Origin of the sequence: Acetobacteroides hydrogenigenes, from assembly GCF_004340205.1 — a bacterium.
In the GTDB taxonomy this organism is placed as follows: domain Bacteria; phylum Bacteroidota; class Bacteroidia; order Bacteroidales; family ZOR0009; genus Acetobacteroides; species Acetobacteroides hydrogenigenes.
Map to the genome: position 1 here is coordinate 38,074 of NZ_SLWB01000003.1, position 20,050 is coordinate 58,123.

At 45.0% G+C, this 20,050-nt stretch carries 16 protein-coding genes; 4 read left to right on the forward strand and 12 right to left on the reverse strand.

The features are described 5' to 3' along the window. Positions 1–73: 73 nt before the first annotated feature. The 10 genes from CLV25_RS04200 to CLV25_RS04245 all read right to left on the reverse strand — a co-directional run bounded on the left by CLV25_RS04200 (position 74) and on the right by CLV25_RS04245 (position 10,952). Positions 74–1,249, reverse strand: coding sequence for a glycosyltransferase family 4 protein (locus CLV25_RS04200; RefSeq protein ID WP_131838390.1), 1,176 nt, complete (start codon positions 1,247–1,249; stop codon positions 74–76). A gap of 145 nt (positions 1,250–1,394) precedes the next feature. Then, positions 1,395–1,916, reverse strand: coding sequence for a dTDP-4-dehydrorhamnose 3,5-epimerase (gene rfbC, locus CLV25_RS04205; protein ID WP_131838391.1), 522 nt, complete (start codon positions 1,914–1,916; stop codon positions 1,395–1,397). A gap of 23 nt (positions 1,917–1,939) precedes the next feature. Further along, positions 1,940–2,818: a glucose-1-phosphate thymidylyltransferase RfbA gene (rfbA, locus tag CLV25_RS04210; protein ID WP_131838392.1), complete on the reverse strand. Its 879-nt coding sequence runs from the start codon at positions 2,816–2,818 to the stop codon at positions 1,940–1,942. A gap of 197 nt (positions 2,819–3,015) precedes the next feature. Beyond that, positions 3,016–3,672, reverse strand: a complete 657-nt coding sequence (gene fsa / locus CLV25_RS04215; protein WP_131838393.1) for a fructose-6-phosphate aldolase — start codon at positions 3,670–3,672, stop codon at positions 3,016–3,018. Between the two features lie 170 nt (positions 3,673–3,842). Further along, entirely contained in the window at positions 3,843–4,661 is an 819-nt protein-coding gene (locus tag CLV25_RS04220; protein WP_131838394.1) for a nitroreductase family protein, read from the reverse strand. Positions 4,662–5,200: 539 nt separating this feature from the next. After that, positions 5,201–6,025, reverse strand: coding sequence for a 1,4-dihydroxy-2-naphthoyl-CoA synthase (menB, locus tag CLV25_RS04225; RefSeq protein ID WP_131838395.1), 825 nt, complete (start codon positions 6,023–6,025; stop codon positions 5,201–5,203). Between the two features lie 11 nt (positions 6,026–6,036). After that, the gene (menD, locus tag CLV25_RS04230) at positions 6,037–7,701 is read right to left on the reverse strand and encodes a 2-succinyl-5-enolpyruvyl-6-hydroxy-3-cyclohexene-1-carboxylic-acid synthase (protein WP_131838396.1); all 1,665 of its coding nucleotides are present in this window, start codon (positions 7,699–7,701) and stop codon (positions 6,037–6,039) included. Next, positions 7,702–8,796: an isochorismate synthase gene (locus CLV25_RS04235; protein WP_131838397.1), complete on the reverse strand. Its 1,095-nt coding sequence runs from the start codon at positions 8,794–8,796 to the stop codon at positions 7,702–7,704. 2 nt (positions 8,797–8,798) lie between these two features. Beyond that, positions 8,799–9,221 (reverse strand): PaaI family thioesterase, encoded by a 423-nt coding sequence (locus CLV25_RS04240; RefSeq protein WP_165876980.1) that lies wholly within the window; start codon positions 9,219–9,221, stop codon positions 8,799–8,801. Positions 9,222–9,665: 444 nt separating this feature from the next. Then, positions 9,666–10,952, reverse strand: a complete 1,287-nt coding sequence (locus tag CLV25_RS04245; RefSeq protein ID WP_131838399.1) for a M64 family metallopeptidase — start codon at positions 10,950–10,952, stop codon at positions 9,666–9,668. Positions 10,953–11,079: 127 nt separating this feature from the next. On the opposite strand from CLV25_RS04245, the gene CLV25_RS04250 reads away from it, so the two are divergent. The 3 genes from CLV25_RS04250 (at position 11,080) to CLV25_RS04260 (ending at position 15,329) form a co-directional block, all read left to right on the forward strand. Further along, positions 11,080–12,384, forward strand: a complete 1,305-nt coding sequence (locus CLV25_RS04250; protein ID WP_165876981.1) for a mechanosensitive ion channel family protein — start codon at positions 11,080–11,082, stop codon at positions 12,382–12,384. Between the two features lie 516 nt (positions 12,385–12,900). Next, complete coding sequence (gene lpxB, locus CLV25_RS04255; RefSeq protein WP_131838401.1) at positions 12,901–14,022, forward strand: lipid-A-disaccharide synthase; 1,122 nt, start codon at positions 12,901–12,903, stop codon at positions 14,020–14,022. A 41-nt stretch (positions 14,023–14,063) separates the two neighbouring features. After that, positions 14,064–15,329: a SpoIID/LytB domain-containing protein gene (locus CLV25_RS04260; RefSeq protein WP_131838402.1), complete on the forward strand. Its 1,266-nt coding sequence runs from the start codon at positions 14,064–14,066 to the stop codon at positions 15,327–15,329. A gap of 77 nt (positions 15,330–15,406) precedes the next feature. Here the strand turns inward: CLV25_RS04260 and lysA are convergent, their stop codons facing one another. Beyond that, positions 15,407–16,621 carry a diaminopimelate decarboxylase gene (gene lysA / locus CLV25_RS04265; RefSeq protein ID WP_131838403.1) on the reverse strand — a complete coding sequence of 405 codons (1,215 nt, stop codon included), beginning with the start codon at positions 16,619–16,621 and terminating at the stop codon, positions 15,407–15,409. Then, a complete protein-coding gene (locus CLV25_RS04270) occupies positions 16,622–17,941 on the reverse strand; it encodes an aspartate kinase (RefSeq protein WP_131838611.1) in 1,320 nt (439 codons plus the stop codon). Positions 17,942–18,439: 498 nt separating this feature from the next. Between CLV25_RS04270 and CLV25_RS04275 the strand changes: the two genes are divergently transcribed. After that, positions 18,440–20,032: a S41 family peptidase gene (locus CLV25_RS04275; protein WP_243649595.1), complete on the forward strand. Its 1,593-nt coding sequence runs from the start codon at positions 18,440–18,442 to the stop codon at positions 20,030–20,032. Positions 20,033–20,050 lie beyond the last annotated feature (18 nt).

Sequence of the window (20,050 nt, forward strand, 5' to 3'; positions counted from 1 at the left end):
GCAACAGTCCAAGCAAAAAGAGCAGTCGTTAAACCTTTTTATACCACCTTAGGATCGCACGAGGGGGTAATGGCTAAACCCTTTCGTTGATCTTCTCTACGCTTACCCTTTTAAATGGAGTAAGAGGCGTATGTTCTGCCTCATCCTCGTCAATCTTCGACTGAATACGGTGGAGTACAAGCATCATGAATACGCCTAAAACAATGTTTGCAAAGAACATCAGGGTAATATCCAGATACTGGCTTAGAATAATATCAACCATTATAACAGCACCTTCAATCAGTATTATGGCAACCATTGTTTGACGATGCGAAAAACCTAAAGCCAAAAATTTATGGTGAATATGCGTTTTGTCAGGATAAAAAGGCGATTTGCCTGCACGCATCCTCTCTATAAACACACGTGCCGCATCGAAAAGTGGTATAAAAAGTATGGCAAAGATAAAAATAGGAGCTCCTTTAAAATCAAAAACAGGCCCCGATACTGAAACCATACAGAGTTTGGCGCTTAAAAATGCAATAAGGTAACCTATCAGAAGGGAGCCGGTATCGCCCATAAATATTTTGTACTTACGGCCAAAAACATTGTAGATAAAGAAGGGTATAATAACGCCAAGCATGGCAAGCGCCAGCATAGAATAAACAAAAAGCCCTTGCCCCAAAAACCAAAATCCTAGCGAGGCTAGCGCTATGCTACTTAAGCCCGATGCCAGACCGTCAATTCCATCAATTAGGTTAATGGCGTTTATTACAAAGCATACAAGAATGATGGTTAGCAGGTAACCAGCCCAACTAGGAATAGCATGTATTCCTAAAAAGCCGTGCATATCGTTAACATAAACGCCGGATAGAATCATTAAAAGTGCTACCATAATTTGGCTTAGCAGCTTATACCTAAAGCTAACTGAAATTAGGTCGTCCGCTAAGCCTATAAAAAACAGCACAACCATTCCGCACAGTAGAAATAGCGTTTCGATTAAAACGCTGTTCGAAATGCTATCGGGAACTTCTAGTCCAATTAGGTATCGAATACCCATTACAAACGATACGGAAAAAAGAAGTGCGGGAAGAAAGGAAACCCCACCCAGTCGGGGAACCTGCGTTGTATGCACCTTGCGTTCGTTTACGAAATCGTAAAGGCCTTTACGCCTTGATATCATTACAATTCGGGGGACAATAATAAAACCGATTGCTGCAGAAATCGAAAAAGTTAAACAAATAAGTAAGTTGATAGTAACCAATTTATCCATAAAATAGCAAAAGATTAAAATAACATTCCAACAGATCAACTGACATCAAGTAGATTCAAAATCAAAAAGTCCATCAGGCTTTTCTTAAAGATCTACAACAAAACAGGGAAATACCCTAACAACATTTATACCAAACTAACGGTTGTTAAGCCAATTTTAGAATAGCGTCCTTCTCAGAAATAATGAACCCTTTATCTATTGTTGGCCACTCTATTCCAAACGATTCGTAGTGAAAGCCATCCTCGCTTTCCTTGCAGTAGATATTATCGACCTTGTACTGAAAGATACAGGTGTCGCTTAAAACAAGGAAGCCATGGGCAAATCCTCGAGGAATAAAAAGCTGACGATGGTTTTCGTCGCTAAGCTCAACGCCAACATACTGACCGTAGGTTGGTGATCCCTTACGAACATCAACAGCAACATCGAAAACCTTTCCAACAACAACCCTAACCAGCTTTGCTTGGGCAAAATCTCCTGTTTGGAGGTGTAATCCACGAAGAACCCCTTTGCTAGATTTCGACTCGTTATCTTGAATCCAATTGATACTTCCTATAGCCTTCCTAAACTCTTCTTCTTTGAACGATTCCATAAAGTATCCTCGGTTGTCAAGAAAGACTTTAGGTTCTATAATTGTTAACCCAGGAATTTTAGTTTCAATAAACTGCATAATCTCTTTTCGGCGTATTTTTATTAACCCTCCTTTACTAAGCGAAGGAGGTACTGACCATACTGATTTTTGGCCATGGGGGCAGCAAGCTTCTTAACCTGTTCGGCGGTAATATACCCCCTGTTATAGGCAATCTCTTCTAGGCAGGCAACTTTTAAGCCTTGTCTCTCCTCTATCGTTTCGATGAATTGGCTTGCATCTAGCATGCTCTTATGCGTTCCGGTATCGAGCCAAGCAAAACCTCGTCCCATAAGTTCGACGTTAAGTTTGCCCCTGTTCAAGTATTCTTGATTTACAGATGTTATTTCTAGTTCGCCACGAGCGGAGGGTTTTACGTTTTTGGCAACTTGGATGACATCGTTGGTATAAAAGTATAAGCCAACTACTGCATAGCTGCTTTTTGGTGCTTGTGGCTTTTCCTCAATGCTAAGCACTTTACCTTCGTTGTCGAATTCTACTACGCCGTAGCGTTCTGGATCGTTTACATAGTAGCCAAAAACAACGCTTCTACGTTCGTTTTCAACTGTCTTAACGCTTCTGTGGAGCATTCCTGTAAGCCCATATCCATAGAAAATGTTATCGCCAAGAACAAGGCAAACGTCATCGTTCCCAATGAACTCTTCGCCAAGTATAAAGGCCTGTGCCAAACCATCGGGAGATGGCTGTACCTTATACTGAAAATTAACGCCAAACTGGCTTCCATCCCCAAGCAATTCCTGGAAGTGGGGGGTGTCGTGGGGCGTGGATATTATTAGGATATCGCGAATTCCTGCTAGCATCAGCACCGATATCGGATAGTAGACCATAGGCTTATCGTAAATCGGAAGAAGCTGTTTAGATATGGTTTGGGTGATAGGGTAGAGACGGGTTCCACTTCCACCTGCAAGTACGATTCCTTTCATAATTAGGCGATTTAGTAAGGGTTACAACATTCTTACACCACTATAAAAATCTATTTATCAAATTGATAAATGCAGTGCAAAAGTAAGCATTCCATCCGAAAGTTTACTTACGACAAGCTGCATTATTTATCAATAATATGAAAACAAAAGCCTGACCGGTTGACTGTCAGGCTTCTTTCTAGAAAGATATTTTTATCCTATTCTTGGACCTTCTTGTAGTCTAAGAGGAACTGTGCTAAGCCGCTATCGGTAAGCGGATGCTTCAGTAATCCTAGAATTGCGCTCAGCGGACAGGTTGCCACATCGGCGCCTACTGCAACGCAGTCGATAATGTGCTGGCTGCTGCGAATGGAGGCTGCAAGAACTTCGGTAGGGTAGCCATAGATGTTGAACATCTCGACAATTTGACCAACCAGCTCAACGCCATCCGAGCAAATGTCGTCCAATCGGCCAACAAATGGAGAAACGTAGGTGGCGCCCGCTTTGGCTGCAAGAAGCGCTTGTCCTACCGAGAAGATAAGGGTGCAGTTGGTTCTAATCCCGTTTGAGGAAAAGTACTTTACCGCCTTGATGCCATCCTTGGTACAGGGTACTTTAACAACAATGTTTGGATGAAGGTTGGCTAGCTCTTTCCCCTCGCGTATCATACCTTCGTAATCGGTAGAAATAACCTCTGCGCTAACAGGGCCATCAACTATATTGCAGATTTTAACGTAGTGGGCCTTTACGTTTTCTTCGCCTTTAATTCCTTCTTTGGCCATTAGTGAAGGGTTGGTAGTTACCCCATCCAGTACGCCTAAATCGTTTGCTTCTTGTATTTGAGCTAGATTTGCTGTGTCAATAAAGAACTTCATTTCCTTGAAAATTTAGTAGGTTTAAACACCATTTAGTTTGCTCGCAAGTTAGAAATTGTTTATGCATCTCAAAAAAGAATATGCATAATTACCGTAATCCCTCCGCTTTTCTTTTCGGTTTGGTTGGGGTAAGGTCTTTGCTTTTAGCCTTTTTTGCCTATCGAAAAGGTCTATATGAATTTTACGTCGAGGCTATTTCTGCCTACTAACCGCTTAAAGTAGTACTTCGGATAGCCCACCATCAGCGCGCCAACCACCATTTGCTCTTCGGTTAATCCGAGCAGGTCGTACACCTCCTTGTGGTAGGCCGACGAGCACATCTCGAAGAAGCCAGCCCAGCAGGAACCCAGCCCAAGCGTTGGGGCAAAGAGCTCGGCATAGGCAAGGCTAAACCGGGCGTTGTCGCGTACAATGGGCATCTTGCGAGGACCTACGGCGACCACCAGCGCAGGTGCTCCTCTAAATATGACATCGGCCCCCGATTCGCGGCTAATGCTTACCAGGTTGCTGTACGAGCGCATCGAGGCGTTTACCTTCGACATCTCCGCGATCCAATCGAGCGTTAGCGCCGACAGCTTATCAAGTATTTCGCGCTTGTTGACTACCACGTACGATACGCTCTGGGTATTCCCTCCCGATGGGGCGTAGTGGGCAACCTCCAGCAGGCGCGTTAGGTCGTCGTTGGCAACCTCCTTCTTTCGGTAGTTGCGAATGGATCGGCGCGAACGAAGGAACTGTTCTGCTTTCTCCGAATCTATAGTGAGGGCGCCATCTATTCTTTTCTGATTGGCAAGCGGGGTAAGGCTGAAGTCGAGCGCATCGACTGGGCAAACCGCCACGCAGTGCCCGCAACGGATGCAGATCTTGGCATTGGGCAGGGTGGGGCCATCGGCGGTCATTACAATAATCCCCGAAGGGCATACATGCGAGCAGGCGCTGCACTTGGTGCAATTTGGTGCTACTTTAAAGGTGTACTCCGATGATGACATAGCTACATATTTACGATTAATGGAAGCAAAGATAGCTCAAATACGGCTGAGTAGCGTACCCTAGCGGTGAGGCCCGAAGGGTACAAAACTCAGTAGTGTACCCCAACGGCGAGACCCGGAGGGTACAAAACTCAGTAGCGTACCCCAGCGGTGAGACCCGGAGGGTACAAAACTCAGTAGCGTACCCCAGCGGTGAGACCTGGAGGGTACAAAACTCAGTAGCGTACCCTAGCGGTGAGACCTGGAGGGTACAAAACTCAGTAGCGTACCCCAACGGCGAGACCCGGAGGGTACAAAACTCAGTAGCGTACCCCAGCGGTGAGACCTGGAGGGTACAAAACTCGGTAGCGTACCCTAGCGGTGAGACCTGGAGGGTACAAAACTCAGTAGCGTACCCCAACGGCGAGACCTGGAGAGTACAAAACTCGGTAGCGTACCCGAACTTAGCATCCCAGTTCCATTATTCCGGTGGGCTGCATAAAAACGAACCGCCCGAAGATTGCTTCGGGCGGTTCGCATATCAAAAAGGGAAAAATCTTCTATGGATACTTTGGGTACTTGTGGAAGTCGGGCTTGCGCTTCTCGAGGAAGGCGTGCTTTCCTTCCTGAGCCTCTTCGGTGAGGTAGTATAGAAGGGTTGCGTTGCCGGCAAACTCCTGTAGGCCTACCTGCCCGTCAAGATCGGCGTTCATACCCAGCTTAAGCATGCGAAGCGCCATTGGGCTGTGCTGCATCATTATTTGGCACCACTCTACAACCTCGTCTTCGAGCTTATCGAAGGGAACGACCTTATTTACCAAGCCCATTTCCAGAGCCTCTTGTGCGCTGTACTGGCGGCATAGCAGCCAAATTTCGCGAGCCTTCTTCTGGCCTACGATCGAAGCGAGGTACGACGAGCCCAATCCGGCATCGAAGCTGCCCACCTTAGGACCTGTTTGCCCGAAGATGGCATTCTCCGAAGCGATGCTTAGGTCGCACACAACGTGTAGCACGTGTCCGCCGCCAATTGCGTACCCGTTTACCATTGCCACAACTGGCTTTGGCATCGAGCGGATTTGGCGCTGAACCTCGAGCACGTTCAGACGAGGTACCCCGTCCTTACCCACGTAACCTCCAACACCCTTAACGTTTTGGTCGCCACCCGAGCAGAACGCCTTATCGCCGGCGCCGGTAAGCACGATAACGTTTATCTGCTGATCTTCGCGGCAGATGCGTAGCGCATCGCTAATCTCGCTAACCGTTGTTGGGGTAAACGCATTGTAGTAGCGCGGACGGTTGATGGTAATTTTTGCGATACCTTCGAAGTAGTCGAAAAGAATCTCTTCGTACTCCTTAATGGTTGACCATTCTCTTTTCTCAGCCATAGTCGTAGCCTTTATTTAGTTTTTAAATATTCGAAATAACCTTTGTAAACCTCCGAGTTCAGCTCCGAAGGTGTAAATACTTCCAGTAGCATCGGCATGTTGATGCTCTCATCCATCAGCCTTTCGAGCGAGCATTCCAGCTCCTTCTCGTTAGATGCAGATAGGTACTCTACGCCAAATGCAGTTGCTATATTTTCGACCGATTGCCCGTGGCGATACTCGATGTGCTGCTCTAATGCTTCTGATTTTGATGGACCATCGATCAGCCTAAAGATGCCACCGCCGCCATTGTTGATGACGATGATGCGAGCCTTGGGCGAAAGGTATCGGTTCCAAAGCCCGTTGGAGTCGTACAGGAACGAGAGTTCGCCAACTAAAAGCAACGACAGCCTATCGTTTTGCGAGGCAAACCCTGTAAAGGTAGATACAACGCCATCTATGCCGCTGGTTCCCCTGTTGCTGTACACATCGACATTGCTTGGAAGCGAGAAGAGCTGCGCGTAGCGCACTGGGGTGCTATTCCCCAAATGAAGGGAGATCCCCGAAGGCATTTGCTCGAATACGGTCCTGTAGACGAGCATATCCGAGTAAGGAACGCCCTTTAGGTACTCTTTTCCTGCTGATATAGCTTGTTCACTCCGATTAGCCCAGAGATTATGGTATTCTTTAGCCCCAACCTCGGTTTTCGCAATCCCCTCAACAAACGAAGGAGCATCAACGTCAAGCAAATCGGTAAGCGCCTGGTAGGTGTCAACCACATCGCAGCCAATACGCCAGTGCCTCGAAGGCTGATGCCTACGAATAAGCTGCTTAAAGCGCTTCGACACGATGTGCCCACCAAGGGTTAACAGGATATCGGGGGCAAACTGAGCCTTCTCGCTATCGGTAAGCGACACCAGCACCTGCTCGAGCTGCTGCACGCTAGCTGCCGAGGGCAGATTTGCCGTATGCTCGGCGATGATTACGGTATCGCCACGCAGCGCCAGCTTCTCGACAGCGCTCGTTAGCTCCTTACTTGGGAGATGCTGCCCTACAACCACCATTTTCTTGGTGAAGGAGCTCCATTCCTCAACGTAGGATGAAGGAACACTAGGGTTACCCTCTACTAGTTGAATTTTCCTTACCGCAGGAATGGAATCCTTGGTAAACTCGTAAAGCGGCTCGGAAAGGGGGATGTTTACATGAACAGGACCAGCATCGGTGCGGGTAAGGGCAATTAGCGCTTCGTTTACCAATCGGTTGCAGAGCCACAGATCGTCTGCATTGTTAATCTCGGGAAGTGTAACGCTACGCCTCACAAAGTTGGCGAGCACGTTCTTTTGGTTGATGGTTTGCCCGTCAGCCTGCCCTACCCAATGGGTGGGACGATCGGCGGAGATAACCATTAGCGGAAGCTTCTGGTAGTAGGCTTCGGCGGTTGCCGAACTATAGTTGAGCAGCGCAGTTCCCGACGTGCAGCAAACTGCTACTGGCTTTTGGGTCTTAAGGATTAATCCAAGGGCAAAGTAGGCAGCGCTTCGCTCGTCCACAATGGTGTAGCACGTAAGCTGCGGGTGCTGGCTGAAGGTGTGTATCAGCGGTGCATTGCGCGACCCCGGAGAGAGAACCACATTGGTTACGCCATGCTCGAGCATGAGCGACAAAAGTTGCTGAATACTTTTCTTGTTGGAGTACATCTAATAGTCTGCTTCAATTATAGATTGAAGGGTTCGAAGCTTATGGTTGGTTTCCTTCCATTCTCTTTCTCCTTCGGATTTGGCGGTGATACCACCACCCGCAAAAAGCGAGAGCTGCTGCGCCTCCACCTTCATGCAGCGCAAATTTACGTATAATTCGGTTTCCTTGTTCGAGCTAACAATTCCTGCAAAACCGGTGTAGTACTCCCTATTGTGCTGCTCCGTTTCGATAATGTACTGCCGAGCTTCCTCTTTGGGTAATCCACATACAGCAGGAGTTGGATGGAGCGTATCAACAAGCCTTCCTACACCAATATTGCCATCAGTAGCAAACTTAAAGGTTGTTTTTAGATGAACTATATTACCTGCTTTAATGGTAATTGGCCCATTCTTCTCAACGTTTGCTACCCCACAAAGGGCCAGTCGGTCCGAAATATAGTCGGCCACGAGCTGCTGCTCCTCGCAGTCCTTTTCGCTCCAGCTATAATCGGTACTATCTCCCGAAACGGGCATAGTTCCTGCAAGTGCAACGGTTTGAAAGGAATCGCCATCTCCTTTTAGAAGGAGTTCGGGCGTTGCACCAAGCCATAAACCCGATTTTGGTGCATTCACCAAGTAGGTAAATGCTGACGGATAGGCCTTGTTTGCGTTCAGAAAAACCTTTCCGATGCTCTTTATATGCCGATCGATAACCAGCTTGCGGGAAAGCACTAGCTTGGCGAACCGACCACTTTTTAGCAGATCCATAAAGCAGCGAAAAGTGCTATCGTACAGTTCCTGTGTTGTAGAATAGGCTGAATTATTTCCGTTCACGGCAACGCCACTAATCGGCATCGAAATATCATCTACAAAACCGCTATAGATGTTTTTCGATCTAAAAAGAAGAAGAGGTTTTTCGTTGCTTATCGTAAATGGGGCAAACACAAAGCCATTCTCACCATCAAGATCGCCATATGAAAGCAGCTCTGCAGGCTCGTTATTTTCCACAATAAGCGTAGGCTTAGCGTTGAATGGCAAAAAGTAGCAGGCAAATGCTATTCCTCGAGCAATGAGTTCATCTAGTAAACGGGCATATTGAGTAGGTACTATAGACATTACTATCGGCGTTCAATAATCATATTGGTAACACGTATTGATGAGATGAGGCGTTCGCCCTGAAACACATCAACATTCCACAGATGGGTAGAACTACCTTGGTGAATTATGGTTCCAACTCCTTTCACCTCGCCATCGCGAGCTCCTGAGATGTGGCTGGTGCTTAGCTGCATCCCGCGAACATCATGAGTAGCCGTATCTATTAAAAGAAAGGATCCATGCCCGGCAATTGTTTCGGCAAGTGCAATGGTTGCCCCTCCGTGAAGTATTCCAACTGGCTGTACAGTTCGATGATCTACTGGCATGGTGGCTTCAACCCGTCCCTTCCCAATCTTTGTAATTACGATTCCAAGATTCTCCATAAGAGTTCCCTTGAACGACTCATTGATCTCCTCCAACGAAGAATCAATGCTTATGCTCTTCATATCCATCTATTCGTTTCTTTTCGTTAACAAGGGGAATTTGTAAACAACCCTTACGAGATTGCAAACTGAAGGGTTTTCACCTTGTGAATTTAAGCGGACCAAAAATAGCTCCTTGTTTTGAATAATTCTTTGCAAAAAAGCAGATAATTGACATAAGGCTCTAAGTAACCCGCTCTATTTTGGAGCAATAACAGATAAAAAGGATGCAAAAAAGCAGCAGCATATAGCGTATTAACGTGAGGAATTGAAAACCTAAATATGACTAACAAAAGGTAAAATCAGCGGATTCCCCTCCTTAAAAGGAGGGGAATCCGCCTTTATAACAGCCTTTACTGTTTACATTGACTTGCTACATCGAACTGACATCGTATTAACGCAAAAGAGACGCGCTTCTAGCACGTCTCTTTAATCGATTTAAGGCACTGTAAAATCTACAAAACGATGCTACTTAACGAAGTAGTCAATCATACGCGATATAGCCTGTTGGCAAACAGGGCAGAAGCCATCCTTGGTATTTACGCGCATTTGGCACTTGTCAATTGGGCGATAAATGCCTTTAGCCATATATCCGCCACCCTCGTAAACACCCAGATCACGGGGCTTGTTAGGGTCGGAAATGGTTGGGATTGGCGTGCCAGCAGGGAGCATCGACTTCCACTTGGCATCGAAGTTCACCAGCGTGGTGATGTTGGGCTCCCAAGGCTCCAACTTAAGGTTGTAGAAATCTTCGTAGGCGGTTTCGGAGTTGAAGTATTCGTCGGCTAGTCCTGCGAATGAATGGCCAAACTCGTGGATCATCACCTCCCCCTTATACTTGTTATCCGACGAAGCCATTGCATAGTAGTTGTAAATACCACCACCTCCGTAAACGTTGGTATTGGTTAAAATAAAAATGGCATCGGTAGGAACATCCCAAATGGCGTCGCGTACGGCTTTATAGTCGGAAGTAGTCAGGTAGCGATCAGTCCCAAAGGTATAGAAGGTGGATGCAAGTGGCGTACGGCTCCAATAGCCTTTTCCCGGGTTATCGGGCCCTGCATTCTCCGATGGAGCCATTACCGCATAGATGTTGAAATCGCTCTTGCGCGACTTGTAGGGCTCGCGTTGGAACATATAATCGACCATTTCGCGAACATCCTTTTCGAACTTGCCCATTTGATCTTTGGTGTATCCTTCTGCTATAAAAACCATATCAACCTTACCTGCAGGAGAACCATTATCCAAGATTTTCTTTCTTGGGTAGCTTGGTTTAGCCTCACGGCTGATGAACATGCTCGTAGGATCGATCGACGTCTTCAGCAGCGAGTTCCACCCTCCAGTAGTACGGTTACGCTCGAAAAATTCAACATCTACTGATGCCTTTGGGAAAGGCATGGTTACCACTTGCGGATAGGCTCGTGGCAGCATCTTGGCTTCGGCAGTAGTGCGCCACTCAAAAAATAGAGTGCTAAAGCCAACTTTAAATATTTCCTTTCCGGTAGCTTTATCGAAGGCCTTAAAAAGGTATTCGCCATACTCGAAAGGCGCCACCAGATTGGAGCGTGTTCCTGCCCAAATAGGCTCTTCCGAGTACTTGTCGATATACACATGCTGCGCAGAGGCATCGCCTGCCAGTAGAAAATCAATTCGTAACGACTTATCCGTAAAGTAGCTACTGTATGCATCCTGCGCCTTGACTACTGGCGTTAAAAAGATGCAAAAGAACAAGAGTATAGCTTGGATTCTTTTCATTTTAATAATTTTGTGATGAGGATAAAAGTAGGAAAAAAAAGAACCCCGCATAGCGTGTTGAATATTTCGGATGATGAAAAATGCTACGCGGATTTTATTTGAAATTGCTAAAAACAAATCACTTCGTATGAATTCGATTGAACAGCAGGCAAAAATTGCCACTCACCATGGGGAACAGCTTATCCATGAATTCCAGAATCTTCTATTGAACTGGGGTGTTCCCGAGAACATCATCGTCTTTACGCGCGTAGCCATAAGCGTTGTTGTTATTATGCTGTTGGCATATGTTGCTAAAAAGATCATAGATGCCATTATTCTAAAAGTAATCCATCAAATTGCTAAGCGAACGAAATCGCTTTGGGACGACTTTTTGGTTGATCGCCATGTGTTTAAGCGATTAAGCAACCTTATTCCTGCTCTTATTGCTTACCATCTTTTTGAGATAGCCCTTTCGGATTTCAGTAGCACCTACTACGAGGTTATTCAAGTCTTGCTCAAGGGATACTCCGTATTCGTGGTTGTTTGGACGCTCGATGCCTTTTTGAGCGCGGCTAACGACATGTACAATACCACCGAAATGGCCAAAGATCGTTCCATAAAGGGGTATATTCAAGTTGCCAAGATTATTGCCTACTTCTTTGGAACCATTGTAATAATTGGCATTTTGGCCGATAAAGATCCAGCAAAGATCCTTTTTGGTTTAGGAACCTTTGCTGCTGTTCTGATGTTGGTGTTCAAGGATACCATTCTTGGGCTGGTAGCATCGGTTCAGTTATCAGCCAACGATTTGGTGAAAATTGGTGATTGGATTGAAATGCCTAACCGAAATATCGATGGTAAGGTGATGGATATTAGTCTAACCTCGGTTAAGGTACAAAATTGGGACTTTACGATTAACTCTATTCCAACCTACTCGCTGGTAACCGAATCGTTTCAAAATTGGCGAGGTATGGAGTTGGCTCAAGGACGTCGTTTGAAGAATAGCATCTACATCGATGTGAATTCGGTCCGCCTTTGCTCCGACGATTTGCTTGAGAAACTAGAAAAGTTTCCAATCCTTAAGGATTATCTTAGCGATATTAGGACAAGCTTGAAGAATGAGGGCTTGGTAGGCAACGGGGAGCACGATATTGCCATGGGCGTTCGTCCTTCAAACCTAAACCTATTTAGGAACTACGTAGAACTGTCGCTTCGTAGCAATGAGGACATCAATCAAGATCTTAGCTTAATAGTTCGCTACTTACCTGCAATTGACAAGGGGGTTCCTGTAGAGTACATCTGCTTTTCTCGAAAGAAGGATGCCAACGAGTTTGAAAATGTGAAGGCCAGTCTTCTAGAACATTTTTGGTCGGTACTTCCCGAGTTTAACCTAACGCCATTCCAAAATCCATCGGGGAGCGATTTTAGGATGATATTGAATGAAAGACAATAGTCGATAGTCGATAGATATTGGATAAGTACCTGTTAGTTTGGCTGGCAGGTACTTTTTATTATACCCTAAATTACGAGCCGAGTTTGCTGTAAACTTGGTGGATAACAGGCGATATGTGCCATCTGTTATCTCAAATCCTTACCATTATTTCTTCAATAGCGAATTAAATCATAGTTTTGTAGTACTTACAAAAGATTCTCTCGAAATGCTGGAGTTTATTAAACGCGATACCAATAGGACTGGGATTGTTGCAGCAATTGTTGTGCCTTCTATTATTTTCATTACTGCGCTATTGCTTATGTCGGGGACTATAAAGTTGGTCAACTATGTGCAAACTATGCTGATTTTTGGAACGTTCTCGAAGATTCTGAGCTTATGCGTTTATCCCAATCTTATTATTTTTTACCTGTATCTACACTTCGATCGCAATCGTAGTGCTAAAGGTGTTGTTTGGGGAACTATGATTATGGCGAGTATTGTTCTAGTCATTTATTTGATACAAAAGATTTACTAAAAATGAAATACTACTTGGTTGCAGGCGAGGCTTCTGGCGATTTGCACGGTTCGAATCTTATGAAAGGGCTTAAAATACATGATTCCAATGCCGAATTCCGCTTCTTTGGTGGCGATTTAATGGCTGCCGTAGGAGGAACGCTTGCAAAGCACTATCGTGATATGGCCTTTATGGGATTTTTGGAGGTTGTTAAGAATTTAAGAACCATATCGCACAACTTTAAAGATTGCCAGAACGATATTGAACAATACCAGCCCGATGTCATTATCTTAATCGATTATCCGGGTTTCAACTTTAGAATTGCCAAGTGGGCCAAAGAACGAGGAATTAAGGTTTTCTACTATATCGCGCCAAAGGTTTGGGCGTGGAAGGAAGGTCGTGTAAAACGGTTGCAACAAAACGTAGATAAACTGTTCACTATATTCCCTTTTGAAACAGAATACTTCCGCAGATTTGGAATAGAGGTCTGCTACGAGGGCAATCCTCTTATTGACGCACTTGATCAGAAGAGAGATAGGCTGCCTTCGTTTGATGAGTTTGTGGCTAAAAATCAGCTGGCGAATAAACGTATTGTAGCAGTGCTTGCTGGCAGCCGAAAGCAGGAGGTGGAGAAGTGTCTTCCGCTAATGAAACAGGTGGCTGCTCATTTTCCAAACTATCAGTTTGTAGTTGCAGGAGCACCCTCGCTTTCGCGTGAATTTTATGCGCCATTTTTAATTGATGGAGTGGTGAAAATGGTTTACAATCAAACCTACGAACTCTTTAATGTTTCAGAAGTTGCGCTGGTGACCTCGGGAACAGCGACACTGGAGGCTGCTCTATATAACATTCCGCAAGCAGTATGCTACCGTACAAGCCATATATCGGCAACTATTGCGAAGGCATTTATTAAAGTAAAGTGGGTGTCGTTGGTGAATATAATTATGAACCGAGAGGTGGTTCGTGAGCTACTGCAGTACGACATGACGGTTGAAAAGATGGTTCAGGAGCTAGTGTCATTGCTTCCGGGTGGTGCAAGGCGCGATCAGGTGTTGCACGATTATGCCGAATTGAAGGGCATGCTAGGAGAGGTAGGCTCTTCGGCGCGTACTGCAAAAAAAATGGTTGAACTTTTATCTGAGTAGAGTAGGTGAGGCAGGTTGAGCTTTCATTATTTCTGATTTGGATGCTGGTGTTAGGAGTAGGATCTTCTAACCTTTTTGCTCAACCCTATGCTCCAAGCGGATCGACAAAGATCCTTATCTCGGTTTATGCGCAGCAGCACCCTCAAAGCCTCATCTTAAAGCCTCATAAGGAAAGTTTTAGGGTTTTTGGAGGGGGAATAATGTTGGCAGAACTCAAGAAAAATGATTTGTTGTACATTACTTCTTCGAAAGGTAAAATTCGTATTCGTACAATTGATCGGGCATTGGGAACGTTTAGCCGCGTGCTGGTTAAACCGTCGACTGATTCGAATATGTTTAGCCTTAATCCTGCTAATCCGTCCTTAAAAAATCTTCGAAAGTACTCAGGAAATATTGCATTTACGGCCAAGGGTGGCGGCATTGAATCTATTCTGGAAACAGACTTTGAGCAGTACATTGCGGGAGTTGTTGAGGCTGAAATAGGAGGAAAACAGCCATTAGAAATGTATAAGGTTCAGGCAATTATTGCACGTACATATGCAATTGGGCATATGAATAAGCATAAAGGGGAAAAGTTTAACCTCTGCGACGATGTTCATTGCCAAGCTTACAAGGGAGTTGCCTGCTCAAATTCTGAGATAGTGAAGGGATGTGAGCAAACCCGAGATTTAGTAGTTGTAAATCGTAACAATGAGCTTATAACGGCTGTTTTTCATGCCAACTGTGGGGGACAAACTGTAAACTCGGAGGATGTATGGCCAAAGTATAAAAGCTACCTTCGTTCGTGCTCTTGTCCCTATTGCTCAAATTCTAAGAGCTACAAGTGGCGAATGTCTGTTGCCGTATCTAAATGGGATAAATATCTAGAAGGTAATGGTGTGACCGTGTCTCCTGATCAGCTACCTAAAGGTTTTGAGCAGCCGCGCCGGCAGTCTATCTTGGAAGTGGGCAATGTAACTTTCCCTCTGTACAAAGTGCGTAAGGATTTAGGTTTGCGTTCTACCTTTTTCAGCTATTCTCAGTTTGGTGATAGCATAGTTTTTTCGGGAAAGGGTTTTGGACATGGGGTAGGCCTTTGTCAGGATGGCGCATCGAGTATGGCTCAGCTGCATATGTCGTACCAGCACATCATTAGCTACTACTATAGGGGCTGCAAAATTATTCATAGGCAAAATGCAATTCCCGAAAAGAATGAGGATGCTGAAATGGTAGACGAAAATGCTAATACTAATACGCTTGCTACATCAAAATCTTCTTTTACTGGAGGTGATTATTTTGTTCCCGATTCGACATTGATTTCTCCTTAAGAGGATATTCTATTAATAGAAAAGGCCCCTACGAACTTTGTTTTAGGGGCCTTTTTCATCTAGGATCTAGACTACTATTATTCTTTTTCAGCATTTATAGCATGCACGTAATCCTTCTCTGTGTAAAGAATTCCATTTGCAACGTAGTATGCTTTAGCTTTATCTCGCATGTTGTACTTCGAACTCATAACCTGTCCGTAGGCACCGGTGGTGTAGATGGCAACAAGGTCGCCACGGTAGCTGGTTGATAGCACAAGGTTTTCTCCAAAGCAATCTGTCGATTCGCAAATCGGTCCAACCACATCGTAGGTTTCAGAAACTTCTTCACGGCTGATGTTTTCGGTAAGGTGAAAAGCTTGGTAAAGTGCTGGACGTATGAGATCGGTCATCCCTCCATCGAGGATGAGGAATTTCTTTGTGAGCCCTTTTTTTACAAAAACAACCTTTGTAATTAGAATTCCACTTTGGGCAACGAGTGCTCTTCCCAGTTCAAAGTGAACCTTCATGCCTTGGGGGAGGCTTAGGTTCTCTTCGAATACCTTAAAGAATGCCTCGAAATCAACGATAGATTCATTGCTTGGATTCTTGTACGAAACACCTAGCCCGCCCCCCATGTTAATGTGTTTGAACTTGAATCCTTGGTTATAGAAGTAGTGGTTAAGCTGCGAGGCCTTTTGTGCGAGTTCCTTAAACACGTTGAGATCTAGTATCTGCGATCCTACGTGGAAGTGCAACCCTTTTAATTCTACATTTTTGAATGCATGTAGCCTGTCAACAAGTTTAGGGAGCATTGTTAGGTCGAGCCCAAACTTATTCTCGCTTAATCCGGTGGTGATGTTTTTATGGGTGTGCGCATCGATGTTGGGATTGATGCGGAGCGATACGTTGGCTATCTTGCCTATCTTTCCTGCAATTTCATCGATTACTTCCAGCTCCTCAATCGACTCCACATTAAGGCTGAAGATCTCGGCATTAAGTGCCGTTTCAATTTCTTCGTCTGTTTTACCAATACCTGCAAAGTCTATTGTATCGGGGGAAAACCCCATTTCCAGCGCCTTGCTTACCTCGTTGCCGCTCACACAATCTACCCCAAAACCGCGCTCGCGTATGGCTATTAGCAGCGGGTTATTGTTATTTGCTTTTAGCGCGTAGTGGATAAAGTAGCCGCGCTTGTCGGCTGCTTCCTTAGCCTTGTTGAGGGTGCGGTTGAGCAGATTCATGTCATATAGATAGAAAGGTGTCTCGATTGCATTAAGCTCCTCGAAAAGGCTGATATGTGGAAAGTTCTTCATTTAGTTGTTCAGAAATAGATGTTGGTGTAGTAGCTGCAATGCCTCGCTCTTATATTCGCTGCGGATTAGTACCGAAATGTTGTACTCGCTTCCACCGTACGAGATCATTCGAAGAGGGATGGACGAAAGCGCTTCGGTAACTTGTGCAGCCATACCGTGCTTATCGGCTACAAGATTTCCAACAATGCAAATAATAGTTTGTTCGGAATCAACCTCTACCGTAGCGAAAGACTCAATTTCCTTGATGATACCCTCGAGTTCGCTGTCGTTGTCGATGGTGAGCGATACGGCTACTTCCGAGGTGGTTATCATATCGATAGGGGTTCTATGGCGGTCGAATATCTCGAATACCTTTTTTAGGAAACCGTAGGCCATCAGCATTCTGCTGCTCTTAATCTTTATCGCTGTAATGTTGTCTTTTGCGGCAACCGCTTTAAACCCTCTCGAAATAATAGTTTTGCTAATGTATGTTCCTTCAGCAGCTGGCTCCATTGTGTTTTTTAGGAGAACAGGTATGTTGAATTCCTGTGCAGGGAAGATGCAGAATGGATGAAGAATCTTTGCTCCAAAGTATGCAAGTTCGGCTGCTTCGTCAAACGATAGCTGACGAATTGGAGTTGTATTCTCAACATATCGAGGGTCGTTGTTGTGCATTCCGTCGATATCGGTCCAAATTTCGATGCAGTCGGCATTGGCTGCGGCTCCAATAAGCGATGCGCTGTAATCGCTTCCGCCACGCTTTAGGTTTGCAATCTTTTCTTCGTGATTGCGGCAGATAAAGCCTTGTGTAATAAGAATGTTTTTGTCCTTGTTTTGTTCAAGGAATGGTTTTAGCCTTTCTTTGATTACCTCTATTTGAGGATCGCCTTCTTCATTGATGTACATGAACTCGAGGGCAGGAATTAGCGCTGTGCTTAGGCCTTCCTGTAACTGGTAGAAGTACACCAAATGGGTAGAAAGCAGCTCGCCTTTCGAAAGCAGCTCGTATTCTACATCGGTGCTGTAGTCTGTATTTATTGCAGTATCGATCTCTTCAAATATTTGAGTAATGTAGGCATTGGCTTTTGTCCTATACTCTTCGTTAGCAAACAGCTCGCTAGCAACCTCCTTGTACTTCTCGTGGAGCTTTAGGCTTTTTTCTTTTGCGGCTTTAAGGTTATTATCTTTAAGCAATTCGCTGATTTCGACTAGTGCATTGGTGGTGCCCGACATTGCCGAAAGTACTACAATCTTACTGTTGCCATCATTTACAAGGGATGTTACATGCTGCATGTTGCTCGGACTGCCTACAGATGTGCCTCCAAACTTTTGAACGATCATTGGGATTACGATGATAAAATTTGACAGAATTGTTCTAGTAAACACACAAAGGGGGGACCTTTAGAAAAGTTGCTCGGGGTATGGTCATTGGCTATCTAGGAGAGGCCCAAGAATCGTAGACAGCCTTAGAGCTTAGCAGAGCGTTTTATTCCCTTAGTGGAATGCATAGAGCGCATGCCCGCAAGAGTTGCGAGGTGCATCCGTTTTATGCTGTAAGAGAATCCGCTCATTTCTTTTGAAGTTCGATGGTGACAAATCTATCTATTTTTTGATGCCACGAAATTTAAGAAGGCTTTGGTATTGTTAAACTTTAACAACGGGTGCTCGAATAGAGGTGCAAAAAGAGATTCTTTTGCACGAATTGCGAAACTAAGGAGCAAAGTTGATGTACGAGTTTGCTTGCTGGTCCAACTTTTTGTGTAGCTTGTGGCATTCTTAATTGGTTATATTTGCAAGCTAACATCCCATTTGGTTGTTTAGTAAAGAAAACACACGTACATGAAAAATAAGTTGAAAAAACTCTATCTGGCAGCAATGATGCTTATGCTTTCGGTGCCATTTGCTTCGGCGCAAGACCAGCAGCTGAATGAGCAGCTTTTTAAGCTGAACAAGTTCCTTTTCATGCTGAAAACGGAATATGTGGACACCATTGATACTCCCGATATAGTAGAGAAGTCGATAGTAAACATTCTGAGTAAGCTCGATCCTCACTCGGTTTACATCTCAAAGGAAGAGGTAAAGAAGATGAGCGAACCGCTCGAGGGTAACTTTGAAGGGATCGGAATCGAATTCAACATTCTCGAGGATACGCTAATTGTGGTTAACACCATTCCAGGAGGTCCTTCGCAAAAGGTTGGGCTTTTCCCCGGCGATCGTATTCTTAAAATCGATGGGAAAATGGTTGCCAATATTGGCCTAAAGAATTCGGATGTTTTCTCCTACTTGCGCGGAGCAAAGGGTACTAAAGTTGAGCTTCAGATTAGGCGTAGGGGCGTTGAAGAGCTGCTAGACTTTATGATCATTCGCGATAAAATCCCAATTTACAGCGTTGATGCTGCTTATAACCTTACTCCTACAGTAGGCTACATTAAAGTTTCTCGTTTTGCTCAAAACACATACGATGAATTTCAGAAGGCTTTCGCGAAGCTGAAAACGGGAACAGAGGCGCTAATCTTGGACCTTCGAGGTAATTCGGGTGGGTATCTCGGTACTGCAATTGGGCTTTCGGATCAGTTTTTAGGTATCGGAAAGAAAATTGTTTATACCGAAGGAACAAATCAGCCTCGACGTGATTTTACGGCCACAGAGAAGGGCTTATTCGAAAAAGGGAAGCTGGTGGTGCTTGTCGACGAAGGCTCTGCCTCTGCTTCGGAGATTGTTGCTGGTGCTATTCAGGATTGGGATAGAGGGTTAATCGTTGGACGCAGAACGTTTGGTAAAGGGTTGGTACAAAGCCAGCAAATGCTTCCTGATGGCTCAATGGTAAGGCTTACTGTTGCTCGTTATCACACCCCAACAGGTCGTGTTATCCAGCGCCCGTTTAAAAACGGCGATGCTGAAGGCTACTATATGGATCTGTATAAGCGCGAGGCCAAAGGTGAGCTAACCAACAAGGATAGCATCCACTTTAGCGATTCGCTAAAGTTTAGCACCCTCGCCAAAAAGCGAGTGGTGTACGGTGGAGGAGGCATTATGCCCGATATTTTTATCCCTCTTGATACAACATGGTACACCAAGTACTACGGAAACCTATCGCGCAAGGGCGTCTTTCAGCAGTTTGTGGTAAACTACGTCGATCAGCATAGAAAGAAGCTTGAGGCAAAGTATCCAACATTCGAGAGCTACAGCAAGTCGTTCGTGGTTAGCGACGAAATTCAGAACGATTTTATGCAGTACGGCAAGAAGATGGGGGTAGAGCCAAATATGGAAGAGTATGGCAAATCGGCTAAGGAAATCAACATGATACTGAAAGGACTCATTGCGCAAAAGCTCTGGGATACCTCCGAGTACTTTCAGATAATCAACAACGAAGACGAGACCGTCAGAAAGGCGCTCAATGCCCTTTCCGATTGGCGTAAGTACGGCTTATAGCGAGAATCTATTTTTTAC